At 48.7% G+C, this 23,588-nt stretch carries 27 protein-coding genes; 14 read left to right on the top strand and 13 right to left on the bottom strand.

What is annotated here, in order from left to right:
* Positions 1-147: 147 nt before the first annotated feature.
* Positions 148-855 (bottom strand): DUF445 domain-containing protein, encoded by a 708-nt coding sequence (locus tag AMJAP_RS13805; protein ID WP_019619949.1) that lies wholly within the window; start codon positions 853-855, stop codon positions 148-150.
* 316 nt (positions 856-1,171) lie between these two features.
* Between AMJAP_RS13805 and AMJAP_RS13800 the strand changes: the two genes are divergently transcribed.
* Positions 1,172-1,537, top strand: a complete 366-nt coding sequence (locus AMJAP_RS13800; protein ID WP_019619950.1) for a hypothetical protein — start codon at positions 1,172-1,174, stop codon at positions 1,535-1,537.
* A 213-nt stretch (positions 1,538-1,750) separates the two neighbouring features.
* Here the strand turns inward: AMJAP_RS13800 and nfsA are convergent, their stop codons facing one another.
* The 4 genes from nfsA to AMJAP_RS13780 are packed head-to-tail and all read right to left on the bottom strand — an operon-like array spanning position 1,751 to position 5,501.
* Complete coding sequence (gene nfsA, locus AMJAP_RS13795) at positions 1,751-2,488, bottom strand: oxygen-insensitive NADPH nitroreductase (RefSeq protein ID WP_019619951.1); 738 nt, start codon at positions 2,486-2,488, stop codon at positions 1,751-1,753.
* A 3-nt stretch (positions 2,489-2,491) separates the two neighbouring features.
* Entirely contained in the window at positions 2,492-3,094 is a 603-nt protein-coding gene (locus AMJAP_RS13790; protein WP_026339918.1) for an alpha-ketoglutarate-dependent dioxygenase AlkB family protein, read from the bottom strand.
* A complete protein-coding gene (locus AMJAP_RS13785) occupies positions 3,091-3,975 on the bottom strand; it encodes a ribose-phosphate diphosphokinase (RefSeq protein WP_019619954.1) in 885 nt (294 codons plus the stop codon). The genes AMJAP_RS13790 and AMJAP_RS13785 overlap by 4 nt, the downstream gene beginning before the upstream one ends.
* Positions 3,972-5,501: a thymidine phosphorylase family protein gene (locus AMJAP_RS13780; protein ID WP_019619955.1), complete on the bottom strand. Its 1,530-nt coding sequence runs from the start codon at positions 5,499-5,501 to the stop codon at positions 3,972-3,974. Before AMJAP_RS13780 ends, AMJAP_RS13785 begins: the two co-directional genes overlap by 4 nt.
* 216 nt (positions 5,502-5,717) lie before the next feature.
* Here AMJAP_RS13780 and purU point away from each other — a divergent pair, with 216 nt between their 5' ends.
* The 4 genes from purU (at position 5,718) to AMJAP_RS13760 (ending at position 8,881) form a co-directional block, all read left to right on the top strand.
* Positions 5,718-6,572 (top strand): formyltetrahydrofolate deformylase, encoded by an 855-nt coding sequence (purU, locus tag AMJAP_RS13775; RefSeq protein WP_019619956.1) that lies wholly within the window; start codon positions 5,718-5,720, stop codon positions 6,570-6,572.
* A gap of 125 nt (positions 6,573-6,697) precedes the next feature.
* Entirely contained in the window at positions 6,698-7,105 is a 408-nt protein-coding gene (locus AMJAP_RS13770) for a CBS domain-containing protein (RefSeq protein WP_019619957.1), read from the top strand.
* Between the two features lie 131 nt (positions 7,106-7,236).
* Positions 7,237-8,160, top strand: coding sequence for a DnaT-like ssDNA-binding domain-containing protein (locus AMJAP_RS13765; RefSeq protein WP_019619958.1), 924 nt, complete (start codon positions 7,237-7,239; stop codon positions 8,158-8,160).
* Positions 8,078-8,881, top strand: coding sequence for a replication protein P (locus tag AMJAP_RS13760; protein WP_169336931.1), 804 nt, complete (start codon positions 8,078-8,080; stop codon positions 8,879-8,881). The genes AMJAP_RS13765 and AMJAP_RS13760 overlap by 83 nt, the downstream gene beginning before the upstream one ends.
* 48 nt (positions 8,882-8,929) lie before the next feature.
* Here the strand turns inward: AMJAP_RS13760 and AMJAP_RS13755 are convergent, their stop codons facing one another.
* Positions 8,930-10,012: a DUF3549 family protein gene (locus AMJAP_RS13755; RefSeq protein WP_019619960.1), complete on the bottom strand. Its 1,083-nt coding sequence runs from the start codon at positions 10,010-10,012 to the stop codon at positions 8,930-8,932.
* 372 nt (positions 10,013-10,384) lie between these two features.
* Between AMJAP_RS13755 and AMJAP_RS13750 the strand changes: the two genes are divergently transcribed.
* From AMJAP_RS13750 to AMJAP_RS13735, 4 genes are read left to right on the top strand one after another with little or no spacing between them, the layout of a single operon-like run.
* Positions 10,385-11,086 carry a DUF1538 domain-containing protein gene (locus AMJAP_RS13750; protein ID WP_026339919.1) on the top strand — a complete coding sequence of 234 codons (702 nt, stop codon included), beginning with the start codon at positions 10,385-10,387 and terminating at the stop codon, positions 11,084-11,086.
* Positions 11,086-11,892 (top strand): DUF1538 domain-containing protein, encoded by an 807-nt coding sequence (locus tag AMJAP_RS13745; RefSeq protein WP_019619962.1) that lies wholly within the window; start codon positions 11,086-11,088, stop codon positions 11,890-11,892. The genes AMJAP_RS13750 and AMJAP_RS13745 overlap by 1 nt, the downstream gene beginning before the upstream one ends.
* 9 nt (positions 11,893-11,901) lie before the next feature.
* Positions 11,902-12,252: a P-II family nitrogen regulator gene (locus AMJAP_RS13740; protein ID WP_019619963.1), complete on the top strand. Its 351-nt coding sequence runs from the start codon at positions 11,902-11,904 to the stop codon at positions 12,250-12,252.
* Complete coding sequence (locus AMJAP_RS13735; protein WP_019619964.1) at positions 12,249-12,650, top strand: CBS domain-containing protein; 402 nt, start codon at positions 12,249-12,251, stop codon at positions 12,648-12,650. Before AMJAP_RS13740 ends, AMJAP_RS13735 begins: the two co-directional genes overlap by 4 nt.
* 21 nt (positions 12,651-12,671) lie before the next feature.
* Here the strand turns inward: AMJAP_RS13735 and AMJAP_RS13730 are convergent, their stop codons facing one another.
* Together AMJAP_RS13730 and AMJAP_RS13725 are read right to left on the bottom strand one after the other, a co-directional pair.
* Entirely contained in the window at positions 12,672-12,998 is a 327-nt protein-coding gene (locus AMJAP_RS13730; protein ID WP_019619965.1) for a YqcC family protein, read from the bottom strand.
* On the bottom strand, positions 12,998-14,350 hold the full coding sequence (locus tag AMJAP_RS13725) for a class II 3-deoxy-7-phosphoheptulonate synthase (protein WP_019619966.1): 1,353 nt from the start codon (positions 14,348-14,350) through the stop codon (positions 12,998-13,000). Before AMJAP_RS13725 ends, AMJAP_RS13730 begins: the two co-directional genes overlap by 1 nt.
* Positions 14,351-14,566: 216 nt before the next feature.
* Here AMJAP_RS13725 and AMJAP_RS13720 point away from each other — a divergent pair, with 216 nt between their 5' ends.
* Positions 14,567-14,944 (top strand): carboxymuconolactone decarboxylase family protein, encoded by a 378-nt coding sequence (locus tag AMJAP_RS13720; protein ID WP_019619967.1) that lies wholly within the window; start codon positions 14,567-14,569, stop codon positions 14,942-14,944.
* On the opposite strand, the gene AMJAP_RS13715 is transcribed toward AMJAP_RS13720, so the two are convergent.
* From AMJAP_RS13715 to AMJAP_RS13700, 4 genes are all read right to left on the bottom strand, one after another.
* Entirely contained in the window at positions 14,941-15,387 is a 447-nt protein-coding gene (locus AMJAP_RS13715; RefSeq protein WP_019619968.1) for a DUF6942 family protein, read from the bottom strand. The genes AMJAP_RS13720 and AMJAP_RS13715 overlap by 4 nt on opposite strands.
* Entirely contained in the window at positions 15,387-16,301 is a 915-nt protein-coding gene (locus tag AMJAP_RS13710) for a LysR family transcriptional regulator (protein ID WP_019619969.1), read from the bottom strand. The genes AMJAP_RS13715 and AMJAP_RS13710 overlap by 1 nt, the downstream gene beginning before the upstream one ends.
* 116 nt (positions 16,302-16,417) lie before the next feature.
* The gene (argF, locus tag AMJAP_RS13705) at positions 16,418-17,323 is read right to left on the bottom strand and encodes an ornithine carbamoyltransferase (protein WP_019619970.1); all 906 of its coding nucleotides are present in this window, start codon (positions 17,321-17,323) and stop codon (positions 16,418-16,420) included.
* A 41-nt stretch (positions 17,324-17,364) separates the two neighbouring features.
* Positions 17,365-18,549, bottom strand: a complete 1,185-nt coding sequence (locus AMJAP_RS13700; protein ID WP_019619971.1) for an aspartate aminotransferase family protein — start codon at positions 18,547-18,549, stop codon at positions 17,365-17,367.
* 301 nt (positions 18,550-18,850) lie between these two features.
* Here AMJAP_RS13700 and grxD point away from each other — a divergent pair, with 301 nt between their 5' ends.
* Positions 18,851-19,183 carry a Grx4 family monothiol glutaredoxin gene (grxD, locus tag AMJAP_RS13695; protein WP_040403932.1) on the top strand — a complete coding sequence of 111 codons (333 nt, stop codon included), beginning with the start codon at positions 18,851-18,853 and terminating at the stop codon, positions 19,181-19,183.
* A gap of 164 nt (positions 19,184-19,347) precedes the next feature.
* On the top strand, positions 19,348-19,950 hold the full coding sequence (locus tag AMJAP_RS13690; RefSeq protein WP_019619973.1) for a peroxiredoxin: 603 nt from the start codon (positions 19,348-19,350) through the stop codon (positions 19,948-19,950).
* 310 nt (positions 19,951-20,260) lie between these two features.
* Here the strand turns inward: AMJAP_RS13690 and rnt are convergent, their stop codons facing one another.
* Positions 20,261-20,881, bottom strand: coding sequence for a ribonuclease T (gene rnt / locus AMJAP_RS13685; protein ID WP_019619974.1), 621 nt, complete (start codon positions 20,879-20,881; stop codon positions 20,261-20,263).
* 396 nt (positions 20,882-21,277) lie between these two features.
* Between rnt and AMJAP_RS13680 the strand changes: the two genes are divergently transcribed.
* Together AMJAP_RS13680 and AMJAP_RS13675 are read left to right on the top strand one after the other, a co-directional pair.
* On the top strand, positions 21,278-22,126 hold the full coding sequence (locus AMJAP_RS13680; protein ID WP_019619975.1) for a flagellar protein MotY: 849 nt from the start codon (positions 21,278-21,280) through the stop codon (positions 22,124-22,126).
* A gap of 149 nt (positions 22,127-22,275) precedes the next feature.
* On the top strand, positions 22,276-23,496 hold the full coding sequence (locus AMJAP_RS13675) for an argininosuccinate synthase (RefSeq protein WP_026339922.1): 1,221 nt from the start codon (positions 22,276-22,278) through the stop codon (positions 23,494-23,496).
* Positions 23,497-23,588: the final 92 nt, after the last annotated feature.

Here is a 23,588-nt window from a genome sequence, read left to right as displayed (position 1 = left end):
ATGAGGGGGTTGGTTTGTAGAGTGATGAATGACCAGAGCGCAATGCTGTCAGGTATGCCGTTCTGGCACTTTGTCGGGGTTTGTAACTATCAGATCAGTTGTGCTCAGACTGTCGCTGTTAAACAGTGACAGTCTGTTAACTCTGCATTACAGACGTAATATTGCCGCGACGAAACCGATCAGTCCGCCGAAAACACCGCCCCAGACGACCAGCCAGCCAAGGTGTTCACGTATCATTCGTTGTACGATCTCTTTCACCAGCTGAGGTGTTAGTTCACTAATACGCTGCTCTACAATAGTTTCCACTTTGGCTTGCATCTCTTCCATGACGTCTGGGCTTTCCAGTTCATCGCGAAGCATAGCGATGAAGTGCTCATCCCGGGTCATCTCTTCAATGGAGGATTTGATCTTATCCACAAAGGGTTCACGCATCGGTTCCAGAGCCTGAGTGCCACCGACCATAGCTAACATACCACCGAATGAGGAGTCTTGAATGACTTCTATCAGTGAGTCAAAGGTAGGTGAGAAGTCTACTTTTTCAATGACGGGCGCCAGATGCAAATCTGGTTGTGTCCCATTTTCTGCACTCAGGAAGCGTTCGATATTATCCTTAGTAAAGAACTGCTCCATCATTAACGCTTTAATGCCGAGTTTGAAATCCTCAAATCGGGCCGGAATAACACCTGAGCCGTAAAGTCCCGGTACTTTCTCAAATAACATATACACCGCTAACCAGTTGGTCAGAGCACCAGACAGTGCAAATAAACCGATGGTGAGTACTATGTCATTATTAACAACGATACCGGCGATCACTGCGATAAGCGCCGCCAGGTTAGTCAGTAGACTTTTGTTCATGAAAAAGGGTCTCAATATATGCTTTGCCGCATCATATAAGGAGAGGATGTCGTTTTAAAGTTATTAGGCAAAAACAGTATAACAGTGGTGCTGTTCTTGTTATTCAGAGGCTGTCAAGTTCAGATAGTATGATGAGGAAAATGAGATTGCGTTAGTTGCTTTGTTGACGCAATGATAGAAGACTGTCGCTCGTAGAGCGGGAAGGGTTAAATAGGAAAATTAGTAATTAATAAATATGAATTGTTGCACTGCAGCATAAAGCGCTATACCATCACCCTATCAATTAAATTCTTACATTCCTATATGGGTATAAATCATGTTTAACAACATTCCTGCTGCTGACTTCTCTGCTTTTGGTGCTCCAGTTCAAAAACTGATCGAGCTAAACACAGCAACCTTTACTAAGGCATTAGAGCTTCAGAAAGCTGCTGCTGAGAAGCAGATTGCTCAGGCACAGGCTGATTTTCAAGCCCTGTCAGCAATCAAAGACGTTGAAGCGCTAACTTCTTTTGTTTCCCTGAAGTCTGAAGAGGCTAAGGCGAACCTTGAAGCGCTTAAAGCTGAAGCTCAGGCATCTGCAGAAAGCACCAAGGCTTACTTTGCTGAAGTTCAGGCTATCCTGACTGAAAGCACTGCTTCTGTAGTACCTGCTGCTAAAGCGCCTGCAAAAACAGCTGCTTAATTTACGCTGCTTTTAAAAAGCTCCTATCAGAAATGATAGGAGCTTTTTTGTGTCTGGATTATAGTGATAAATCAATGGGGTGGCGTGATTGGTTTGATTGCAGGAATGGTTAGTCTACAGCTACAAGCGGACATCAGATGCCCTGATTTTTCTAAACTGCGTAGCTGTGCGTTAGCCTCTGGCCGCTTCAGAATTAAGATTTTCCAGAAAACCTTACTTCAATAAAAAACCTTTATCTTTCAAAAACGGCAACATATGTGGTCGCGCTTCTTTTACCAGCATGCCGGACATCTGTTCGCTCCAGGTCATCTCTTTATTGCCGCCAGTGCGGGTGCGATAGTAGTCACTGACTAACTTGTCATATTCGGTGATGGTTGCCTGATCGCTGCTGTCGTTATAGCTGTCTTGTTTAAGAACAACGTCGACCGGCAGGCGGGGTTTAACTTCCGGATTCTGGTCTGGATAGCCCAGGCAAAGCCCAAACACAGGATAAACCAGTTCAGGCAGGTCGAGTAGTTCTGATACCCGGGCGATCTGGTTACGGATGCCGCCAATATAGACCGCGCCTAATCCGAGGGACTCTGCGGCGACGGTAAGGTTCTGAGCAAACAGGCCGACATCAACGGTGGCGGTAATGAACTGTTCCGTAAAGCCTGAATTAATCGCAGCATCATTCATTTCGCAGGCTAGTTTGTTACGCTGCATATCAGCACAAAGTACAAGAAATACAGGGGCTTCGCCAACGTAGGCTTGTCCACCGGAGCATTCAACCAGTTGTTCACGTTTGCTCTGATCATTCACCTGAACAACGGTACATGCCTGAATAAAGCTAGAAGTCGCGGCTGACTGACCGGCTTGAACCAGAGTGTTGATAATCTCCTGAGTGATCGGCTGGTCAGTAAATTTACGGATTGAACGGTGGCTGTTCAACAGGTCTATAACGGCGTTCATCGATTATTCCATCTCTGTATCGGTGGTGTAGGTCCATCGGAAGGTCAGATTGATTCGTCCCTCTGATGGCCGGCGGGTTTTGGGCACGCTGTGTTGCCAGTTATGTTGTAATTGCCCCGCCATTATCAGCAGGGAGCCACTGTTGAGCAAGTATTCCTGTGGGGAAATCGTTTTATCAAACCGGTGACGGAAGAGAAAACGGCGTTGCTGCCCCAGGCTCAATGAGGCGATGACTGGATTTTTACCGAGTTCGGGCTCATCGTCACTGTGCCAGCCCATGCTGTCCTGACCATTTCGATAGTAGTTGATCAGGACCGAGTTGAAACGATGTCCGCTGAGCACTTCTATGCGCTGTTTTATCGTTTTAATTAAAGGGTGCCAGGGCGCACTTTTCAGGCTTAGCCCCGAATAATGGTACTTAATGCCTGGATCACCCTGAAAGCACTGGAGGCGGGGAATGTTGACGCACTTGCCAAACATTTTTATCTGATCTTGCCGCCAGTTAAGCTGCTGTACCAATGTCAGGAAGAGGCGGTCTGCCTCTTCCTGATTGATGAAGAGTGGGTAGAGCTGTAGTTCTCTCTGGGAGATCGTTGTGTGACTCATTCCTTCAGAAGTTTTTGGGTCGCTACCGCGATTGCAGGGGCTATCTCAATCACACTGCTTGGGTGCACAATACAGCGGCTGGTGGCCACATTCGCAATCGATTCAAGTTGTTGATAAGCATCACCTGCAAAGATGCCATGTACCGCAATACAGGTGGCTTTAGGCATGCCCGCTTCTTTAAGGTGGATGACCGTCTCCATCATGGTGCGTCCGCTGGAAATAATATCATCGACTAAGACCGGCGTATGGTTGAGCCAGCGTTCGACCTCAGGCAGTGTGACCTCAACGTCATAGTCACCGAGTCGCGTTTTGTTGAGTACCTGGAAGGGAGCGTCGGCTAGCTTAGCTACCTCAGAAACCCACTGTTCGCTTTCACTATCGGGGCCAATTAATAACGGATTCTGTATATGATCTTTGATCCAGTCGGCAATTAATGGTGCGGCATGCACAACTTTGGAAGGAATATTATAGATTTCATCCAGAGTTTTGTAGCGGTGTAGATGTGGGTCTACGGTAACTAAAAAATCAAGGTGTTCAGAAATGAGTTTGGCAAATGGGCGTGAACTCACAGACTCGCCATCATGAAACTGCTTATCCTGGCGCATATAAGCCAGGTAGGGGGTGATCAGGCCGATTTTTTGTGCCCCCATCTCTCTGAGGGTTGTGGCCAGCAGTAGCAGTCTGAGTATTTTGTTGTCTGGTTGATAAAGGTTACACAGAATGACGACATTGTGGTCTTTACATTCGGTTATAACCCGAAGGTAAGTCTCCTGGTCTGGAAAACGACGCAGCTCCAGTTCGCCCCGGCGGGCGTCGAGCTCATCGCACAGCTGAGCTTCCAGTACAGGATCAGATTCCAGGTTGATCAGGATGGTTTTCATGTGTCAGTTACCTCGGAGGTCAGGCAGATAATGTCCGGATGACTTTCGAGAAAGTCGACCGCATAGTTGAGTTCGCCAGAGCTTTCAGCGTGGATAGTCAGTAACGGGTCTTGAGGGTGAACCTGTTGGCCGAGCTTGGCGTGTATCTCGACGCCTGCGGTAAGGTCGATCGGTGCGCCCGCTAGTTTTGCCACCTGAGCCAGAAGACGATTGTCGATCGATTCAACACGGCCGGCTTTTTCGGTCATGAGTTTGTATAGATAAGATGCTTCACCGGGCTGCTTCATACCGCCCTGGGCGTTACAGATCGACGCAAATTTTTCCCAGGCCAGTCCTGTCTCCAGGATGCTAGTGGCTTTATCTGAGCCGGTTCCCGGAGTTGCGGTGCCGGACATTTCCAACATCGCCCCAGCCATGGTGAGCGCTCTCTGTTTCAAGTCTTGGGGAGCATCGGTGTCATTTTGTAATACGGCCATCACATCTTTCGCTTCAAGGGTAGGCCCGATGCCGTTACCGACGGGCTGGCTGCCGTCGGTATAGAGAATCTGAATTTTAATGCCAAGCCGTTCGCCAACGGTCATGAAGGAATTGGCCAGTTTATCGGCGGCTTCCTGAGAGCGAACTTTAGCTGTGGGGCCAACTGGAATATCGATCAATACATGGGTAGCACCGGCGGCGATCTTTTTTGATAGTACAGAGGCGATCAGCTGGCCTTCGCTATCAATATCTAATGCCCGTTCAACCTGGATAAGAATGTCGTCTGAGGGGCTGAGACGAACAGAGCCGCCCCAGGCAAGGCACGCACCTTCCTGTTTGACGACTTGCTTCATCTGTTCCAGTGTCAGACTAACATCGGTCATGGTTTCCATGGTGTCAGCCGTGCCAGCGGGTGAGGTGATCGCCCGTGATGATGTTTTTGGCATCGTCAGACCGCTGGCGGCCAGAATGGAGACAACGATGGGGGTGGTTCGGTTGCCGGGGAGTCCGCCGACACAATGTTTGTCAATGACCAGAGGTTCCTCCCAGTCAATACGACTGCCGGAGTCGATCATCGCCTGGGTCAGTGCCGTAATCTCGGTATCATTGAGTTTGTCATCACCGCAGGCCGTAATAAACGCTGCAATATGAACGTCAGCGTAACGTCCATCGACGATGTCGTTGATGATCTCCTGAAATTGCGATTTATTCAGTGAATGACCGTAAACTTTAGCGCGCACATGAGAGAGTGACTGGACGGGCCGTGGGTGGGAAAGCCAGACGTTATCATCGGTGTTTAAGTGAAGTCTGAGCCAGGCTGATTCAGAGAATCCGATCTGGCCGCGGCGTAGCATTTCGCCGGTGATAATATTCAGGGTGGCGATAATTTTATTGTGTTCCGTGTGAACCAGTACTCTTGATAGTGCCGAGAATCCTTCTGAACGGCAGACCGGGCTGTCGGCTCTAAGGTAGATGATAGGTTCCTGACGGGTGTCTATACCCAGTCTGCGTGCCTGCAACGTTGTTGCTCGTTCAGGGGTGGATATCATATCAGCTGTGCTCCCTCTTCAGGCGGTTGCCTGGCTGCCATCGCTAATGAGAGTTGTTCTTATATGTTAGCGCTACCATTGGTTATAGCAGAGATTGTTGGGGCCTGTACATGATCTGGGTACTTATTCTGGGTCTTCAGAATAAGCAGGTGGCGTGAACCCTGAGAGCTGATAGAATGTTGCCTCTCAGTTTACAGACAGATAAAGAAGGACATCATGGAACGCAGATTCAGACTGGTACTGGCTTGCCCGGATCGCTTGGGTATCGTCGCAATGGTAAGTAATTTTATCTCCAGTCACGGTGGCTCTATTGCTGATGCCAATCAGCACTCCGATAGCTCCAACGGTTGGTTCTTTATGCGGGTTGAGATTGTTTCTGCATCGGTAAATTTTAGCCGTGAGCAGCTGATCGAGCAATTCACGCCGATCGCCCAGTCATTTAATATGCAGTGGGAACTGTCTGATTCATCTCAACCTAAAAAAGTCATACTGATGGCGAGCAAAGACTCCCATTGTCTGGCTGATTTACTCTATCGTTATCACGAAGGTGAGCTGGATTGTGAGATCCCTTGTGTGATCTCTAATCATGATGATCTGCGCAGCATGGTCGAATGGCATGGTATTCCCTATCACCATGTGCCGGTGGATAAAGAAGATAAACAACCACACTTTGATAAAGTGCATCAGCTGATTGTTGAACATCAGGCCGATACAGTGGTGCTGGCGCGTTATATGCAGATTTTGCCGAGTAGCGTGTGTGATCTTTATCGTCATAAGATTATCAATATTCACCATAGTTTTTTGCCCTCGTTTGCGGGTGCAAAGCCATACCATCAGGCGCATGAGCGAGGGGTTAAGCTGATCGGAGCCACCTGCCATTATGTGACTGAAGAGCTGGATGCCGGACCGATCATTGATCAGGATGTAGTGCGTGTTAGCCACAGAGACCAGCCTGAAGAGATGGTTCGTCTGGGTAAGGATGTGGAAAAAACAGTTTTGTCCCGTGGATTACGCTGGCATCTGGAAGATCGGGTATTGGTACATGGAAATAAAACGGTGGTATTTAACTAATATCCCTTTGTACGCCTAATTGATAGATCCTGGACAGTGTTTTGTATCGCTCTCCTGGGCTAAGATAATACAAAACAGGGCCGACAGGCCTGCAATCACCCTGATATCCGGTTGGAGGATACTCAATGCTGCGATCTGTAAAAGCCAGCGATTATATGGCTGAAAAGCTGATAACCTTTACCCCTGAAACCGATCTGTTTGAAGCGATTAACTTATTGCTGCAATACCGTATTACCGGTGCGCCGGTGATTAGTCAGGAAGGTGAATTGGTGGGGTTGTTATCTGAGGCGGACTGTCTTAAAGCAATTCTGACACTGACTTATCATGAGGAAGAGATGGGTGGTCGGGTTGGCGATTATATGTCTCCTGAGGTTTACACTATTGCTTATGATGCCGATATTATTTCTGTGGCAGAGGAGTTTATAAACAATGGCAGACGTCGCTTACCGGTAGTAAAAAATGGTAAACTAATCGGCCAGATCAGTCGCCGGGATGTATTGCGTGCGGTAGAGCAGTTCGCACAAGACGGCTGATTAGCTAGCTTAATAAATGTGAGATGAGGGCCACCTCGTAGATCCATCGCCGCATCTTTTGAGATGTTTTGATGGTTCCACTGGGTGGCTTTGTTCTCTTTAGCCTTTACGTTTTATATTATGGAATCACTATGAGCTTCCGCTTTCCGGAAAAACCCGTACTGTTTTATCCTTCGCTGGCACGTACGGCAGGCTCCGATGAAGCGATTCTTCTGGCCTTGTATCAGGAGTATATCCAACTGCACGGCCTGCCAGATCCGTCAGGTCATCTGGCCGCTGTGCTTAGCCGGGAAGAGTGGGTGTCGCTGGCAAACTTCTGGGATGAAGATCAGCTGGCAATTGTGACCAATAGTCTTGTTTCACAAAGTTATATACAGGCATCTTTTGGGCATGGCGGTGCAATAAAAATCACCCTGATCAGCGAGCAGACAGCGGCTGAGTATAAGGGGGCTTCGCAAGGTTATACTCAGGATGGAACTCATGTGCCTGAGCATATTGAACCTGTTGTTGTTCAGGAGCTGCCCGTTGTGGAACAGCCTCCGGAGCGGAGCGAGATTAGTCGCCGGGTACATCAGGCTCAACCCAGAAAGTTAGGCCCGGCACCAACGTTTGGCGGCAGTATTGGCTGGTCAAAAAGCCGTCAGATAACGCCTAGTTGCGAAACAACCTCAGAAAATGATTTCGCAACCCGCTTGAATGAAATTGAGCAGAAAAATCAGAAACTGCATACGATGTTTCTGGGTTGGCGGCCGTCTCAAACGTTGTTGGATATGTTGCCCCGGCATAGTATTCCTGCTGATTTTGCCGATAATTTACTGGATGAATTCGTGCTTTACTGGCTGGATAAAGACCGTAAAGAGTCGAACTGGGATCAGAAATTCCTTGCTTGGGTCAAGCGGGAATGGGTTAATAAACAGACACGTGACGCGCGCAAAAAGCGGGCGGACCAAGGTACTAATAAAGGTGTAAACCATGAAAACGCCCGCCCAGATAATAGGGAAAAGCGCCAGCGGGTTACCGCAGCCATCATGGACATCAAGGACACCGACTGGTAATCCTGATGCCACAGCCGAAGCTGCGGCAATTACAACCGAAACTAAAACACTGGTGAATATGATTTTTGCCCGCTTTATGGCGATATACGGGCATAAATTTAAGAGTTGTTTTGAAACTCAGGATGAGATCCGTATCGCTAAACGAGAATGGGCGCTGAGTATTCAGGGTTATGGTGAAGCGGAAATGGTGTCAGCGATTAACCGTTGCAAAGAAACCCTGGCGTGGATGCCAACCATCTCTGAATTTCTGACCATCCTTAATGAGCAAAGTGGAGATTTTGGACTTCCTCCTGCGAGAATTGCTTATGAGGAAGTATGTCGCTATGCCGATCATCCGACAGCACATGACTGGACTCATCAGGCGCTTTATCATGCTGGCAAAGCCACCGGCTGGTTTCGTCTGCGCAGTGAAAGTGAAGATAGGATTTTTCCGGATTTTCGTTATAACTATCAGGTTATCTGTCGCCGGGTGCGGGCTGGAGAAGATCTCTCAGTAGAAGTCCCCGTAGCGTTAGAAGATAAGAGTGATAATACGCTGGTGGAATTTATTCAGCGCTGGGGAGATGAGCAGAACCTGAGTTCTGAAAAGGCCAGTACACTACTGTTTTATCTGACCAAACCTGCCGGAACGGAGGTTCGCGAGCGATTTCGTCAGGCCAGCCAGCAACGGGCTGAAAGCTGGGGCTTGAGTATTAAACTGCCGGATGATTATCAGGCATAAAAAAGCCCCGGATTCGGGGCTTTTTTATGCCTTGAAGAGTAGTACTGGTTATAGAAACCCATCCCCAAACATCCCTCCAATCGCTTGGCTGAGTTCTTCGCTACGTTCAGGAGACCTGAACTGCTGCAATGTCAGCGCTCTTAGCGTCGGGATAAACATCAGGTCTGCCATGACCCGGTTAAAGCATTCCTGACCTGTTTGATTGATGGCCAGCTTTTCTAAGAACAGCTTAAGCAGCTCAGGATATTGCAAACTTGCCCAGCAGCGGCTGGCTAGAGCAGCAATTACTTCCGCTTCGGTGCCATAACCACTGTTAAGTACGGCGGTCAGGGCTGCGATTTTCTCATCAGTCTCAGGGCATTGGGAGACCGCTCTGAGTAATGCGCCGATTTGATTCGCTGAAACTTGTTCCTCAGACACGACGGTATTTAACTTAAGCAGTATTGATTGTGTGAGTGCTGTGGCGGGCTGGATATGCTCAATAAAAGTGGCAGCCGCTTCAAGGGGTGTGTCCGGTAGCTGATTGAATATTGAAGCTAGCTTTTCTTCATTGCTCACTTTCCCTGATTCACCCTGGCAGCGAATGACATAATCAGCAATTCCCTGGTATCCCAGTGTATTCCAATCGCTTAGATCAGATTTACCATGAAAATATGACCGGGCGGTGTCGTAGAAGCTCGAAGCCGGTTGTCGTGTAGTCAGTGTTGCTGTCGCGTGAAACGCGGCCATTTTTTCCTGATCAGGGGTGAAAGAGAAGGGGTTGTCCTTCAGTGCATCACGGTATTCAGTTGCGTCAGCGGGCTGGTCTAACGGAGCTTTACCCATGCTATTGCTCAGGTTTTGTAGTAAGCGGTTAAGGAAATCGTCCCGTGCGGCCTGTACCAGAAAGCCCTGTTCATCCAGCGGCAGTTTAAGAAACCATACGACGTTCTCTTCTGCCCGTTTAGGATTCCACATAAGCACAGCCACCCAGGCCTGATGAAGAAAGGGCTTTGGATAGGGAACATGGCCCATCTCCATCTGACGAAAACTGTCAGGCGATAGCTTGCTGATGCAGCGGCCCATATCAAAGATGCGGAATTGTGCATCAGTTTGTCGAATAAAATCGGTCAGTGTTTCAAAGTGTGCCATGGGGGTGCCTGATAGAAAAAAACTGCGGCTATTTTAACAGTGCAGGCACTGCAGATACAGTGCCTGCTTTCGCTATTCATGATGCGAAATGTCATTTGCAAACTGAGGCAGCAGGTTTGTGATGTCAGTCCATTGGACTTGCAGAGGGGCTTCGGTGTAGAAATAGCTTTTTGCACCCAAATTGGTACTGAAATTGCTGTAGATTTTGGGCTGTTTTTTATATCATTATCCTATCAGTAAAAATTAATATTCTGCTGTTTCTTGTTCATGCGCATATACGCTGTAAAAGAGCGTTATGTAGTGACAGTGGAAACGATTTATCGGTTAAAGGGAGCTCTTTTGAGTAACGTTTTTGTCGCCCTGGGGCGTTCAATGGCAGGGAGTTTGAGAGACCTTTTGCCAATAGTGGTTGTGATTGGTTTCTTTCAAGTGGTGGTACTGCAGCAGTCGGTTCCCGATCTGTTTGGGTTATTAACCGGTTTACTCTGCGTGGTGGCGGGTCTTACCTTCTTTATTTATGGTCTCGAGATGGGGCTCTTCCCTATCGGCGAAGTGCTGGCTCATTCATTTGCTCGTAAGGGTAGTTTGTTCTGGCTACTCATCTTCTCCTTCTCTTTGGGTTTTGGTACGACGGTGGCTGAACCGGCGTTGATTGCCGTGGCGGCTGAGGCCGCGAGTGTTGCCGCTGAAGGTGGAATGATTGATGCAACGGAGGAGGCGATGAAAAGTTATGCCTCAGGCCTGCGATACACCGTCGCGGTTTCGGTCGGTCTGGCTATTGTGATCGGTGTGATTCGAATCCTTAAAGGCTGGCCGATCCATTATATGATCGCTATCGGATATGTTCTGGTCGTTGTTATGACTGGCTTTGCCCCGCAAGAAATTATCGGTATTGCTTACGACTCCGGAGGAGTGACTACCTCAACGATTACTGTGCCGTTGGTTACGGCTTTGGGGGTTGGGCTGGCGTCTTCCATTGAGGGACGTAACCCGATGATCGATGGCTTCGGTTTGATCGCTTTTGCCTCTTTGACGCCGATGATCTTTGTAATGGCCTATGGGATGGTGATCTGATGGAAACATTGTCACAGTTGTTCACTATTTTGTTGTCCACGATCAAAGATGTAATCCCAATAGTCGTTATTATCTTTGGTTTTCAGCTCTTGGTGATTCGGCGGCCGATTCCGCATCTTAAAAAAGTGTTGTTTGGTTTCGCTTATGTCATTGTTGGGCTCGCGTTATTTTTACTGGGGCTGGAAAAAGCATTGTTCCCGGTAGGCCGCTTGATGGCACAACAGCTAACGGACCCAGAATTTATCCGAGGCAGTATGTCGGCGGTTGGAGAGGTCTTGCACTGGTCTGACTATTATTGGGTTTATATTTTTGCGTTTGCTATTGGTGCCAGCACCACTATTGCAGAACCCTCTTTGATCGCTGTAGCGATAAAGGCCAATGAAGTATCTGGCGGTGCTATCGGTGTTTGGGGGTTGCGTCTTGCGGTAGCGCTGGGTGTTGCTGTGGGTATTAGTCTGGGGACATTTCGGATCGTCACCGGTTATCCTATTCACTGGTTTATTATCACCGGCTATATTTTTGTGGTGATACAGACCTTTTTTGCTCCCAAACTTATCGTGCCCCTGGCTTATGACTCGGGTGGTGTAACCACCTCGACGGTAACGGTCCCGTTGGTAGCAGCATTAGGTCTGGGGTTAGCGAGTACGGTACCCGGGCGTAGTGCATTGATCGACGGCTTTGGTTTGATCGCTTTCGCCAGCCTTTTCCCGATGATTACGGTAATGGGTTACGCACAGATTACTGAAATGGTTGCTGCTCGTGCTAAACGCAAGCAGCAACATGAAGAGATGGTTAATGAGGAATAGGACAGGAATATGCACTTCAAGCTATTAGTAGTGTTTGTTGAAGATTCCAAAACCGATAAGGTGATGAAGGCAGCTCGGGAAGCGGGTGCTACTGGCGCTACCGTCATCAACAATGCCCGGGGTGAAGGGGTTACTAAGAACAAAACGTTCTTTGGTTTATCGTTGGAAAGTCAGCGGGATGTATTGTTATTCATTGTTGAAGAGCACTTGAGCCGAAAAATCCTGGAAACAATTTCTATTGTGGCTGATTTTGATGAGAAGCCAGGACAGGGTATCGCTATTCAGCTTGATGTCGAAGATGCTGTCGGGGTTGCCCATCAGATAGAAACCCTGACAAACTTAGTCGAGGAAGAGTTATGAGTGACCGTAAAGTGATTCGGGTCAAAGATGTGATGGCGCAGGATTACGCAATGGTGGATGGCTTGATCACCATTAAAGACGCAATCCGTATCTATAAAGAACAGAAAGTGTCGGCGTTACTGGTTAATAAACGCCATGATAATGACGAGTACGGAATCTTGTTGCTGTCGGATATTGCTAAAAAAGTACTGGCACAAGATAAGGCGCCTGAGCGTATGAACGTCTACGAGATCATGACCAAGCCGGTTATCGGTGTCGATCCTGAAATGGATGTGCGTTACTGTGCGCGTCTGTTTGATAACTTCGGTTTGGCAACAGTGCCGGTGTTTGATAAGGGTGAGGTGCTGGGTGTCGTTGGTTATAACCAGATCGTTCTGGACGGCTTGCTTACCGAGTAAGGTTGTTGCTGTATGGCGATCTTAGTGTGACTTGCTGAGAAGCTGGTCGAGTGCTGAAAAGTAGTCGATCAGTTTGTCACTTTTAATCTTGGCATTCAGAATGACTTCTTCTGCCATTGGGGTGATGTTACTCCCCTGTGGTAATCTCTGCTTTAACTCAATCATCTGCTTGAAACGTGGCAGCATCAACCATTGTACCCATTCCCAGAAGCTCAGAGTATCGATACAAAAAGGCTGAGTACTTTGCAGAGCTGAAGCCGAAGGTGGCGTTGCGGACCAGAGTGACCAGGCCCGCATCTCGGCTTCCAGCTTTACTAATAGCTGATTCAGCTCTGCATGCTGGTTCATTACGGTTTACGGGCCTGCTTTAGAGTATCCGCAATCAGAAATGCCAGTTCCAGAGCTTGATCGCCATTTAGACGAGGGTCGCAGTGGGTGTGGTAGCGATCCCCTAATCCCTCTTCAGTGATCTGGTATGCACCGCCCACGCATTCGGTAACGTTCTGGCCAGTCATTTCGAAATGTACGCCGCCTGCGTATGTACCTTCCGCGCGATGAACTTCAAAGAATCCTTTCATCTCTTTCAGTATGCTGTCGACGCTTCGGGTTTTATAACCGCTGCTGGCTTTGATCGTATTGCCATGCATCGGGTCAGAACTCCAAACTACGTTACGGCCTTCCTCTTTTACCCGGCGGGCAAGGGGAGGTAGCATCTCAGTGATAGAGTCTGCCCCCATCCGGCTGATCAGCGTTAGCCGACCAGGCATGTTTGTAGGATTCAGGGTATCGATGAGTTGAATCAGTTCATCCGGCTTCATGCTCGGACCCACTTTAACTCCAATTGGGTTTTCAACACCGCGCAGGAATTCGATATGCGCACCATCTAACTGACGAGTGCGGTCACCGATCCAGAGCATATGCGCAGAGCAATCGTACCAGCGACTTGTCAGGCTATCCTGGCGGGTAAGTGCTTGCTCATAGTTCAGGAGAAGCGCTTCGTGAGAGGTATAAACCGAGGTTTCTTTCAGCTGGGGTACATTGCTGCTGCGGATGCCGCAGGCTTCCATAAACGCCAGAGTGTCATCGATCTGATCGGCCAGGTGCTGATACTTTTCACCCTGAGGGCTTTTCTTAATAAAGCCCTGGTTCCATTGATGGACTTTGTGTAGATCAGCAAAACCACCCTGTGCAAACGCGCGCATCAGGTTTAGTGTTGATGTGGATTGGTTGTAAGCCTTAATCAGGCGGTATGGATCAGGCTGACGGGCAGATGCGTCAAAAGCGATATCGTTGATGATATCACCGCGATAACTTGGTAGCTCTATTCCATTAACGGTTTCTGTGCCGGCAGAGCGTGGTTTGGCGTACTGGCCAGCGATACGGGCAACTTTTACGACCGGGCAGCTTCCGGCAAACGTCATTACGACGGCCATCTGTAGCATGACCTGGAAAGTATCCCGAATATTAGTCGCACTGAACTCAGCAAAGCTTTCAGCACAGTCTCCACCCTGAAGCAGGAAGGCATCTCCGGCTGCTACATCGGCTAATTGCTTGTGCAGCGAACGCACTTCACCCGCAAAAACCAGTGGGGGGAGTTGGGATAGTTCGTTCTCTACCTGTTGAACTGCAGCTGAGTCCTGATATTCAGGTTGTTGCAGAATAGGTTTGCTTTTCCAGCTGTCGGGTGACCAAGTGTCCATCAGTAAAGTACCGCTATAAAAGTAAAAATTCAGAGGCAGTAGTGTAGCTCTGATCCTCTTTTCAGGTAAGGGTTGATGGATAAAAAAAGCACACTTTTCACGGGGTGAAGGGTGATGAGTGTGGATTATTGGACTGTTGCTGAGAGATCAGTAGTATGTCATCCCAATAGTTGCAGTTGTTTCTAATCAGTAGTTTTGAAAGTGTTGAGGGATTTTATGTCTGAGCAAGATAAGCAGAATGGTTTAAAGGTTCGCACTGAGGTGATGGGTGAAGCCTTTGTTCAAAAAGCGATTGAAAATACAACGGAGCTGACTCAGCCGGTTCAGGACTGGATTAATGAGCACGCCTGGGGAAGTACCTGGCAGCGAGAAGGCTTGCCGCGAAGTACCCGATCACTGGTGACTATTGCGATGCTTGCTGCGCTCAAAGCACCGGCTGAGCTTAAAGGTCATGTTCGGGGGGCGCTGAATAATGGCTGTACAGTAGAAGAGATCCAGGAAGTGCTGCTGCACTCCATTGTCTATTGTGGTGCTCCTGCGGCACAGGAAGCGTTTCGTGCCGCTAAAGAGGTGCTGGATGAGTGGGAAGGCTAGTCTTTATTTGATGCGTGGATGATCGGTCTGAGCTGGTCTATCAGGTGATTGGGGAATTGCCGGTAATCTGGATAAGGTGTCAAAATAATGTTGCCTTGCCGTAACAGTCGATTGCTCTCTTCAAGGGGTGAAAATTGCTCCGGATTCAGCCCCAGGCGCCCCCAGCTGGCTTTGCCTGCCACAATCTGGAGTTGCTTTCCCGGAAGTAACTGGTCACTAAAAATGATCGCTTCATGCTGTTTCAGTAACAGCTGATCACGGTAGTTGCGCCAGTCTGTATCCGGGCATTGCAGCTTTGCCAGAATGATCAGAATTTTACGCCAGTGGTTTCCATTCAGCTCGCACAGAGCGCCATAGTCCAGCGGGTTGTTTGTATTAACCAGCGGCGGGGTCGGCAGGTAAAGCAGGGTAGTTGCCTGTGCGGAATTGCCCAGTTGTTGCATCAGGCGGATTTGATACCGCTGAGGTTGCGGAAGGTGATCTCTTTTGCGGTATTCAGGAAGTCGACCATAAAATCAGCATCTTTTTGATCTTCTCGAATCGCCGCGTAGAGGGTGCACCATACTCCTTTATCGCCCAGTGGACGTGAAGTGATGTAATCCTGCTCAATATACTGGTGGATCGCCCAGTTAGGCATGGCGGATACGCCTCGGCCGCTGGCAACTAACTGCATAATCATGACAGTTAGCTCAGATGTCCGTAGCTCACCTGGATCAATACCGGCAGGATCGAGGAAGTGCTTAAAGACATCCAGACGTTGCGGATCGACGGGGTAGGTGATCAGGGTTTGCTGCTCGAGATCTTGTGGTTGAATTACTTTTCGGGCTACCAGTTGATGTTGCTTACTTAACGCCAGTACTGACTCGTAAGAGAACAATGGAATATAGGTGATGCCGTTACGAGGCTCCGGATCTGCAGTGATGACCAGATCAATATCGCCGCGTGCCAGTGCCGGCAGAGGCTGAAAACTGAAACCGGTGGTCAGGTCCATCTCTACTTCAGGCCAGTTTTGACGGAAATGGTCGATGGTGGGCATGAGCCAGTCGAAGCAGCTATGGCACTCGATACAGATATTTAACCGACCGGCTTCGCCACCGGCCAGGCGGGCGATATCCCGTTCAGCATTGCGAATCATCGGTAACACATCATCAGCCAGAGTCAGTATCCGCTGGCCAGCACTGGTAAAACAGATGGGCTTGGTTTTGCGAATAAACAGAGAGCAATCGAGGCGATCTTCAAGATCTTTAATCTGATGAGACAGTGCTGATTGGGTCAGATGAATGCGTTCGGCAGCTTCTACCAGACTGCCTGAGTCCCTCAGTGCAGAAAGTGTCTTGAGATGTCGAAGTTCGATCATGCCGTCATGCCTCAATAAATGTGCGTTTGAAACAGAGTATAGTATGAATTTCACTCATGCGGGATCTTTGAGTGATATAGAGCCTGCTGGGGTGCAGGCTCTATCGGCAATGAGCTCTACTTTATCAGTAGAAACTCCAGCAGCGCTTTTTGCGCGTGAAGGCGGTTTTCCGCTTCATCAAATACAACTGAGCGTGGATCGTCCATCATCTCTGCACTGACTTCTTCGCCGCGATGGGCTGGCAGACAGTGCATGAAAATAGCGCTTTCATCCGCCTGATCAAGCAGTTCGGTGGTCACCTGGTAGCCTGCAAATGCTTGCTCTCGCTCTTTTTGTTCCTCTTCCTGGCCCATTGAAGCCCAAACGTCGGTAACGATAAGGTGGCTGCCTTGTACGGCTTCTTCCGGTGTGCGGAAGATAGTTACCCGGTCACTGTTGGTCGCAACCAGCTCAGGATCAGGATCGAACCCTTCAGGGCAGGCTATCTGGAGTTTAAAATCGAACTGGCGGGCGGCATTAATGTAGGAGTGACACATATTATTGCCATCACCTATCCAGCTGACGGTTTTACCTTTGATATCACCCCGGTGCTCGAGAAACGTCTGCATATCGGCTAACAGCTGACAGGGATGATAGTCATCGGTGAGAGCGTTGATGACCGGTACTTTTGAGTTGGCGGCAAAGCTGGTAACAGTTTCGTGCTCAAAGGTACGAATCATAACTGCGTCGCACATGCTTGAAATCACTTTTGCACTGTCTTCGATAGGTTCGCCACGGCCAAGCTGGGTGTCTCGTGATGAGAGAAACAGAGCGTGTCCGCCAAATTGAGCCATGCCTGCCTCAAAAGAGACCCGTGTACGGGTGGATGATTTTTCAAAAATCATCGCCAGAACCTGGTTTTTTAAAGGTTCGTAAATTTCGCCGCTGTTGCGGATCTGTTTTAATTCAACCGCTCTGTGAATCAGCTTGTTAAGCTCGTCAGGGGTTAAATCCAGCAGTGTTAAGAAGTGTCGTGTTGTCATAGTTCAGTGGGCCTGAATAAACAGGCCTTGCTCAGATTCTGTTATTCGTCAGCCATGTAGACTTTGATAATGCGGGATACTGTATTGACCAGTAGCTCCGCTTCGGTGTCGCTCATAATAAGAGGCGGTAGCATACGTACCACTTTGCCACCACCGGTAACGTTGAGTAGTACGCCTTTAACCTTAGAAAGAACCGCTAGTTCGGAGCCCGCTTCGCTTAACTCAATCGCAATCATCAGGCCTTTGTTGCGAATCTCTTTAACGTAGGATGCATCACCTAGTTGAGCGCGGAAGCCATCAGCAATCATGTCGCCCAGTTTGCCAGCGCGCTGGTCTAACTTTTCATCTGTGATGGTATCGACGACTGCCAATGCAGCGGCGCAGCATAGTGGGTTGCCGCCATAAGTTGAACCATGGGTGCCAGGTACCAATACTTCGGTCGCTTTACCCCGGGCCAGACAAGCTCCGATTGGGACACCGTTACCCAGGCCTTTAGCGGTCGTAACGACATCGGGAAGGATGTTGTTCTGCTGGTATGCAAAGTAGCTTCCGGTCCGCCCATTACCTGTCTGCACTTCGTCGAGCATTAATAGCATGTCGTTTGCATCACAGAGTTCGCGTAGTTGATTCAGGTAGTCATCGGCTGGAATGATAACACCGCCTTCCCCCTGAATAGGCTCAACAAGAATGGCTACAACGCTGGCGTTGTTGGCAATAATATTCTTTACTGCGTCGACATCGTTATAGGGTGCACGTACAAATCCGCTGACCAGTGGTTCAAAACCGGCCTGAGCAGAACGGTTGCCTGTAGCGCTCAGGGTAGCCATAGTCCGGCCGTGAAAAGAGCCTTCCATGACGATAGTGGCAGGCTTGTCGATGCCTTTGGCATGTCCGTAACGACGCGCCAGTTTTATGGCTGCCTCGTTTGCTTCAGCGCCGGAGTTGCCGAAGAATACGTTGTCCATACCGGAGATCTTTGTCAGCCGTTCAGCCAGTAGCTCCTGATTGGGTATGGTATAGAGGTTGGATGTATGAATGAGCTGGCTAGCCTGCTCACTGATAGCTGTAGTGACGGCTGGATGTGCATGGCCCAGACCGCATACTGCGATACCGCTGAGTGCATCCAGATATTTGTTGCCGTCAGTATCAAACAGCCAGCAGCCTTCGCCGTGATCAAATGCTACTGAAAGACGCGAGTAAGTATTCATAACGGGCTGTATAGACATCATTGTCCCTCTATGTAACGCAAAACGGCAGCTTTTTGAGGCTGCCGAACGGAAAACCAGCCATTCTATGTACTTGCCAGACAATAAGCAAGATAGAGAATGTAACTTGAGATTTAGTATGCTTGCCCCCATATAGTTTCAGATACCGTTTTTCTAATCAGCGTATCTTTATAAGGCTGAGTATTAATGCTGAATTTTTTCAGTTATACCTGAGTAAATTAATCAGGTTTATGTTAGAATTTCGACACTAAAATTGATGTATGCCGGACTTCTGGCGACCAGTAAAAACATAGGTAGGTTTATGAGCGTTGTAGATACTATTAAAGAGCAGATTGAGTCCAACGATATCCTCTTGTATATGAAGGGGACTCCCCGTTTCCCTCAGTGTGGCTTCTCTTCCCGTGCGTCTGAAGCGATTATGTCTTGTGGGGCTCGCTTCGCATTTGTCAATATTCTGGAAAGTCCGGAAATCCGTGCGGAACTCCCTAAGTATGCAAACTGGCCAACCTTTCCGCAGCTGTGGGTTAAGGGAGAGTTGATTGGCGGTTGCGACATTATTGCTGAGATGGCGGCGAACGGAGAGCTCAAAGAGCTGATTGATACTGTTGTCGTTGAAGATGATGCCGCTGAGTGATAGTTGCGGGTCATAGGTATTGTTTATCAGTTGTATAGTTGTCTTTTATTAGTGTTATAAAGTCTCTGCAACTAAGATATCTGTAGAATTTTATGGCATGTTGATTGAGTAATATTTTGCTTATTCATTTAGCGTTTAACGTTTTACTTAAATGGAGATAGAAAATGGGCGTATTAGTAGGTAAGCAGGCTCCGGATTTTACCGCTGCAGCGGTACTGGGTAATGGCGATATTGTTGATGCATATACTTTGTCCGAAGCGACTAAAGGTAAGAAGGCTGTAGTATTCTTCTACCCATTGGATTTTACATTTGTATGTCCTTCTGAGCTGCTGGCTTTTGATCACCGCATTGAAGAGTTCAAAAAGCGTAATGTTGAAGTGATCGGTGTTTCTATCGATTCTCATTTCTCTCACAACGCTTGGCGTAACACCCCTATTGACCAGGGTGGTATCGGTCCGGTTAATTACACGCTGGTTGCTGATATGACTCACAGCATCTGTCAGGCTTATGATGTTGAATCTGAAGGCGGCATGGCTTTCCGTGGTTCATTCCTGATTGATGAAGATGGTCAGGTTCGTCACCAGGTAGTTAACGATCTGCCATTGGGTCGTAACGTTGACGAAATGTTGCGTATGGTTGATGCGCTTGCATTCCACCAGGCTAACGGCGAAGTTTGCCCGGCTGGCTGGACTGAAGGTGACAAAGGTATGGATGCGTCGCCTGCAGGCGTAGCTGCTTACCTGAGCGAGAACGCTGACTCTTTGTAATATTGAAGAGTAGCTGTTAGATAAAAAAACGCGCCTTTGGCGCGTTTTTTTGTGTCTGATGGATGTTACTCGTGGCCCGGAAGAGCTCGCTTTATGTCGGTAGGAGCGGCTTCCAGCCGCGAGCAGTACTAGACGAGTTGATTCGCGGCTGAAAGCCGCTCCTGCAATAAAAACTGTTTTGCTGGTTGTGTGTGGGCTAAAAATTTTGAGCAACGCGTATCGCTTATGCGTTTGGTCTGCTTTTTCTTTACTGGCAAGGACGCAGTCGCGTCTAACCCATAGTTAGTCGCGCAGCGAGGCTCGGATTTTACTATTCGTACCGGTCTTCCATCATCTGCCAGCCGCCCAGGTCTTTCCAGCGGTTCACGATCATGCAGAAAAGCTCAGCAGTTTTCATGGTGTCGTACAAGGCGGAGTGGGCTTGGTTTCCATCAAAGTCGATATCAGCCAGGTCGCAAGATTTTGCCAGTACGGTATGGCCTACGGCCAGGCCGGCCAGCGTGGCAGTATCAAACGTTGAAAAAGGATGAAACGGGTTGCGTTTGATATCGCAGCGTTCAGATGCAGCTGTTACGAAGCCGTGATCAAAAGAGGCGTTGTGACCTACTAAAATTGCGCGTTTGCAGCTGTGTGCTTTGACCGCTTTTCGAATAGGTTTGAATATTTTTTCCATCGCTTCTGCTTCAGGGATAGCGCCCCGTAACGGGTTGTACGGGTCAATTCCAGTAAAGTCCAAAGCGGCTTTTTCAAGGTTGGCGCCTTCGAAGGGCTCGACGTTGAATTCATAGCTTTCATCTATCAGGAGGTTGCCGTCGTCATCCATTGTCAGGGTGACAGCTGCAATTTCCAGCAGAGCGTCTGTCTGGGCATTAAATCCGGCAGTCTCTACATCGATGACAACGGGTAGGTAGCCCCGAAAACGGTTAGACATTGGGTGCTGGTACTGTGCGCTTCTGTTCAATGCAGGTCCTTAGTGGCCGTTTATATCGGCCAAGATATGTGATTTAGCTGTGCTCAAGTGTAAAGACTTGAGTGGGTTTTAACAATTACCTAAGCAAGAGTCAGTCAGCTTATTCATAAAGTGTTAAAGTTTGGGGGTGGGTCAGCACTAAAATAGCCATTTGTTTTGTCATAGTATTTGCAAAGGTCCGGATAATTTTCGAAGCTATCTTTCGTGCATATAGCTGTTTTATTGCTTGCAGGTACTCCACAGAGCGTATGCATCTTTCTAAAGCTTGTCGTCTCTGTGCCGATACAGTGCAGGCCTTTAGAGGAAGGCCGAAGTGCTTATTCTATTCTCTTAATTTCAGATGGATGTCGGTTGTATATGCGCGTTGCCATTTTAGTGTTGCTTTCAGTGATGTCCCTGCCTGTATTTGCGGTCGGTTATGCTGCGTCTATCGAGCAATCTAAGTGGGAACTGGAGGCCTCAAAATTCAGCTGTCGTTTATCTCAGGTAATTCCCTTGTTTGGTGAAGGAGAGTTTAATCATGAAGCCGGGGAGACCGTTCGCTTTATTTTGAAGCCGATGCAGGGGCATGGTTTGAAGGGCAGTGTGCAGTTGCTGGAGGAGGCGTCCCCCTGGCAACCAGGTATAGCGACCCGGCAGATTGGCAAGGTTACCTTTGCTGCTAATGGGTCGATTGCTGTGCCGACAGGATACTCTCAGCAGATGCTGGCTAGCCTGTATCGGGGGAGAAAGCCTACTTTTCTGGCTCAGAACTGGGCTGAAACCGGTGAGTCTGTTCGTATAGGGCTATCGGCAGCTAATTTTCCTCCAGCCTATGCAGCGTATTCAGACTGTATCACAGAGCTATTGCCGGTTAATTATCGCCAAATAGCGCGTACGGCGGTGCTGTTCCCCTCAGCGCAATGGCGGTTGTCTGATTCCACTAAGGCGCGGCTTGATCTGATTGCGATCTATGTTAACAATGATGAGACTGTGAACTCGGTTTATGTCGATGGTCACTCTGATGCTCAGGGGCGTCGACTGGCGAACCGGGATCTATCCAAAAAGCGCGCGGAAGTCGTGGCTGATTATCTGGAAAAGAAGGGCGTGAATCCGGATATGATCACCACCCGATATCACGGTGAACGCTACCCCGTGGCACAAAAGAATGATCGTGCCACCCGTGAGCGGAGTCGTCGTGTGACCATACGCTTAGACCGGGATTAATCGTCCCGTCTTTTATCCATAAAGCCTGTATATAACCCTCTGTAACTCTGGCGTAATCATGGTACAATTGCGCCCTTTCTGATTTTGTGTGTCCGCTAGAGGCTATGTCGCTCTCTACGGGGCTGATTTTGCGTTTGGAGCCTCTCTATATGTCTGATATCAAAAAGGTTGTGCTGGCCTATTCCGGCGGCCTTGATACTTCTGTGATCGTACGCTGGTTGCAGGATACTTATAACTGTGAAGTTGTTACTTTTACTGCTGACCTGGGTCAGGGTGAAGAAGTAGAACCAGCCCGTGCGAAAGCTGAAGCGCTGGGTGTTAAAGAGATCTATATCGAAGATTTGCGGGAAGAATTTGTCCGTGACTTCGTTTTCCCTATGTTCCGTGCGAACACTATCTATGAAGGCGAGTACCTGCTGGGTACCTCTATAGCGCGTCCACTGATTGCTAAGCGCCTGATTGAGATTGCTAATGAGACGGGTGCTGATGCGATCTCTCATGGTGCGACGGGCAAAGGAAATGATCAGATTCGTTTCGAGCTGGGTGCATACGCGCTTAAGCCGGGCGTGGCGGTTATTGCGCCATGGCGTGAATGGGACCTGACCTCCCGTGAAACGTTGATGAAGTATTGCGAAGAGCATGATATTCCGGTCGACTTCTCTAATAAAAAGAAGAAATCACCTTATTCTATGGATGCTAACCTTCTGCATATCTCCTACGAGGGCGATATTCTGGAAGATCCATGGGCTGAAGCTGAAGATGATATGTGGCGCTGGTCTGTGTCACCTGAAGAAGCTCCTGATCAAGCGACCTACATGGATCTGACTTACGAGAAGGGTGATATTGTAGCGATCGACGGTAAGGCTATGAGCCCTGCGACGGTGCTTGAGTACCTGAATAAGGTCGGTGGCGAAAATGGCATTGGTCGTTTAGATATCGTTGAAAACCGTTTTGTAGGCATGAAGTCCCGGGGCTGCTATGAAACCCCAGGGGGCACCATCATGTTGCGCGCGCATCGTGCAATTGAGTCTATCACTCTGGATCGTGAAGCGGCGCATCTGAAAGACGAGCTGATGCCGCGTTATGCGAAAGTTATCTATAATGGTTTCTGGTGGTCCGAAGAGCGTAAGATGCTTCAGCAGATGATCGATGAATCCCAGCGGTATGTGAATGGCGATGTTCGTCTGAAGCTATACAAAGGCAACGTGATTGTTGTGGGTCGTCGTTCTGAAGATACGCTGTTTGATGAAAGCATTGCGACGTTTGAAGATGATGCGGGTTCGTATGATCAGAAAGATGCTGCGGGTTTCATTAAATTGAATGCGCTGCGCATGCGTATCGAAGCGGGCAAAGGTCGCGATCTTTCATAAGTCAGGCTTTGTTGGCTCTATCGATAAAAAAAACCCCGTTATGTCACCATAACGGGGTTTTTTTGTGGCCTAATCCCGTGGCTGTGGCTTTG

Origin of the sequence: Amphritea japonica ATCC BAA-1530 (assembly GCF_016592435.1) — a bacterium.
GTDB lineage: Bacteria > Pseudomonadota > Gammaproteobacteria > Pseudomonadales > Balneatricaceae > Amphritea > Amphritea japonica.
Note: the sequence above shows the minus strand (reverse complement) of the source record. Positions and strands in the feature narration are given on the sequence as shown.

Excerpts from the sequence above, each read along its gene's own strand:
- AMJAP_RS13770 (WP_019619957.1), top strand. The coding sequence starts at position 6,698 with ATGCTGCGATCTGTAAAAGCCAGCGATTATATGGCTGAAAAGCTGATA.
- AMJAP_RS13730 (WP_019619965.1), bottom strand. The coding sequence starts at position 12,998 with ATGAACCAGCATGCAGAGCTGAATCAGCTATTAGTAAAGCTGGAAGCC.
- rnt (WP_019619974.1), bottom strand. The coding sequence starts at position 20,881 with ATGTCTAACCGTTTTCGGGGCTACCTACCCGTTGTCATCGATGTAGAG.
- AMJAP_RS13725 (WP_019619966.1), bottom strand. The coding sequence starts at position 14,350 with ATGGACACTTGGTCACCCGACAGCTGGAAAAGCAAACCTATTCTGCAA.
- AMJAP_RS13700 (WP_019619971.1), bottom strand. The coding sequence starts at position 18,549 with ATGTCTATACAGCCCGTTATGAATACTTACTCGCGTCTTTCAGTAGCA.
- AMJAP_RS13720 (WP_019619967.1), top strand. The coding sequence starts at position 14,567 with ATGTCTGAGCAAGATAAGCAGAATGGTTTAAAGGTTCGCACTGAGGTG.
- nfsA (WP_019619951.1), bottom strand. The coding sequence starts at position 2,488 with ATGAACGCCGTTATAGACCTGTTGAACAGCCACCGTTCAATCCGTAAA.
- purU (WP_019619956.1), top strand. The coding sequence starts at position 5,718 with ATGGAACGCAGATTCAGACTGGTACTGGCTTGCCCGGATCGCTTGGGT.
- AMJAP_RS13715 (WP_019619968.1), bottom strand. The coding sequence starts at position 15,387 with ATGCAACAACTGGGCAATTCCGCACAGGCAACTACCCTGCTTTACCTG.
- grxD (WP_040403932.1), top strand. The coding sequence starts at position 18,851 with ATGAGCGTTGTAGATACTATTAAAGAGCAGATTGAGTCCAACGATATC.
- AMJAP_RS13765 (WP_019619958.1), top strand. The coding sequence starts at position 7,237 with ATGAGCTTCCGCTTTCCGGAAAAACCCGTACTGTTTTATCCTTCGCTG.
- AMJAP_RS13745 (WP_019619962.1), top strand. The coding sequence starts at position 11,086 with ATGGAAACATTGTCACAGTTGTTCACTATTTTGTTGTCCACGATCAAA.
- AMJAP_RS13790 (WP_026339918.1), bottom strand. The coding sequence starts at position 3,094 with ATGAGTCACACAACGATCTCCCAGAGAGAACTACAGCTCTACCCACTC.
- AMJAP_RS13755 (WP_019619960.1), bottom strand. The coding sequence starts at position 10,012 with ATGGCACACTTTGAAACACTGACCGATTTTATTCGACAAACTGATGCA.
- AMJAP_RS13780 (WP_019619955.1), bottom strand. The coding sequence starts at position 5,501 with ATGATATCCACCCCTGAACGAGCAACAACGTTGCAGGCACGCAGACTG.
- AMJAP_RS13805 (WP_019619949.1), bottom strand. The coding sequence starts at position 855 with ATGAACAAAAGTCTACTGACTAACCTGGCGGCGCTTATCGCAGTGATC.
- AMJAP_RS13710 (WP_019619969.1), bottom strand. The coding sequence starts at position 16,301 with ATGATCGAACTTCGACATCTCAAGACACTTTCTGCACTGAGGGACTCA.
- AMJAP_RS13760 (WP_169336931.1), top strand. The coding sequence starts at position 8,078 with ATGAAAACGCCCGCCCAGATAATAGGGAAAAGCGCCAGCGGGTTACCG.
- AMJAP_RS13675 (WP_026339922.1), top strand. The coding sequence starts at position 22,276 with ATGTCTGATATCAAAAAGGTTGTGCTGGCCTATTCCGGCGGCCTTGAT.
- AMJAP_RS13740 (WP_019619963.1), top strand. The coding sequence starts at position 11,902 with ATGCACTTCAAGCTATTAGTAGTGTTTGTTGAAGATTCCAAAACCGAT.
- AMJAP_RS13785 (WP_019619954.1), bottom strand. The coding sequence starts at position 3,975 with ATGAAAACCATCCTGATCAACCTGGAATCTGATCCTGTACTGGAAGCT.
- argF (WP_019619970.1), bottom strand. The coding sequence starts at position 17,323 with ATGACAACACGACACTTCTTAACACTGCTGGATTTAACCCCTGACGAG.
- AMJAP_RS13800 (WP_019619950.1), top strand. The coding sequence starts at position 1,172 with ATGTTTAACAACATTCCTGCTGCTGACTTCTCTGCTTTTGGTGCTCCA.
- AMJAP_RS13680 (WP_019619975.1), top strand. The coding sequence starts at position 21,278 with ATGCGCGTTGCCATTTTAGTGTTGCTTTCAGTGATGTCCCTGCCTGTA.
- AMJAP_RS13750 (WP_026339919.1), top strand. The coding sequence starts at position 10,385 with ATGGCAGGGAGTTTGAGAGACCTTTTGCCAATAGTGGTTGTGATTGGT.
- AMJAP_RS13690 (WP_019619973.1), top strand. The coding sequence starts at position 19,348 with ATGGGCGTATTAGTAGGTAAGCAGGCTCCGGATTTTACCGCTGCAGCG.
- AMJAP_RS13735 (WP_019619964.1), top strand. The coding sequence starts at position 12,249 with ATGAGTGACCGTAAAGTGATTCGGGTCAAAGATGTGATGGCGCAGGAT.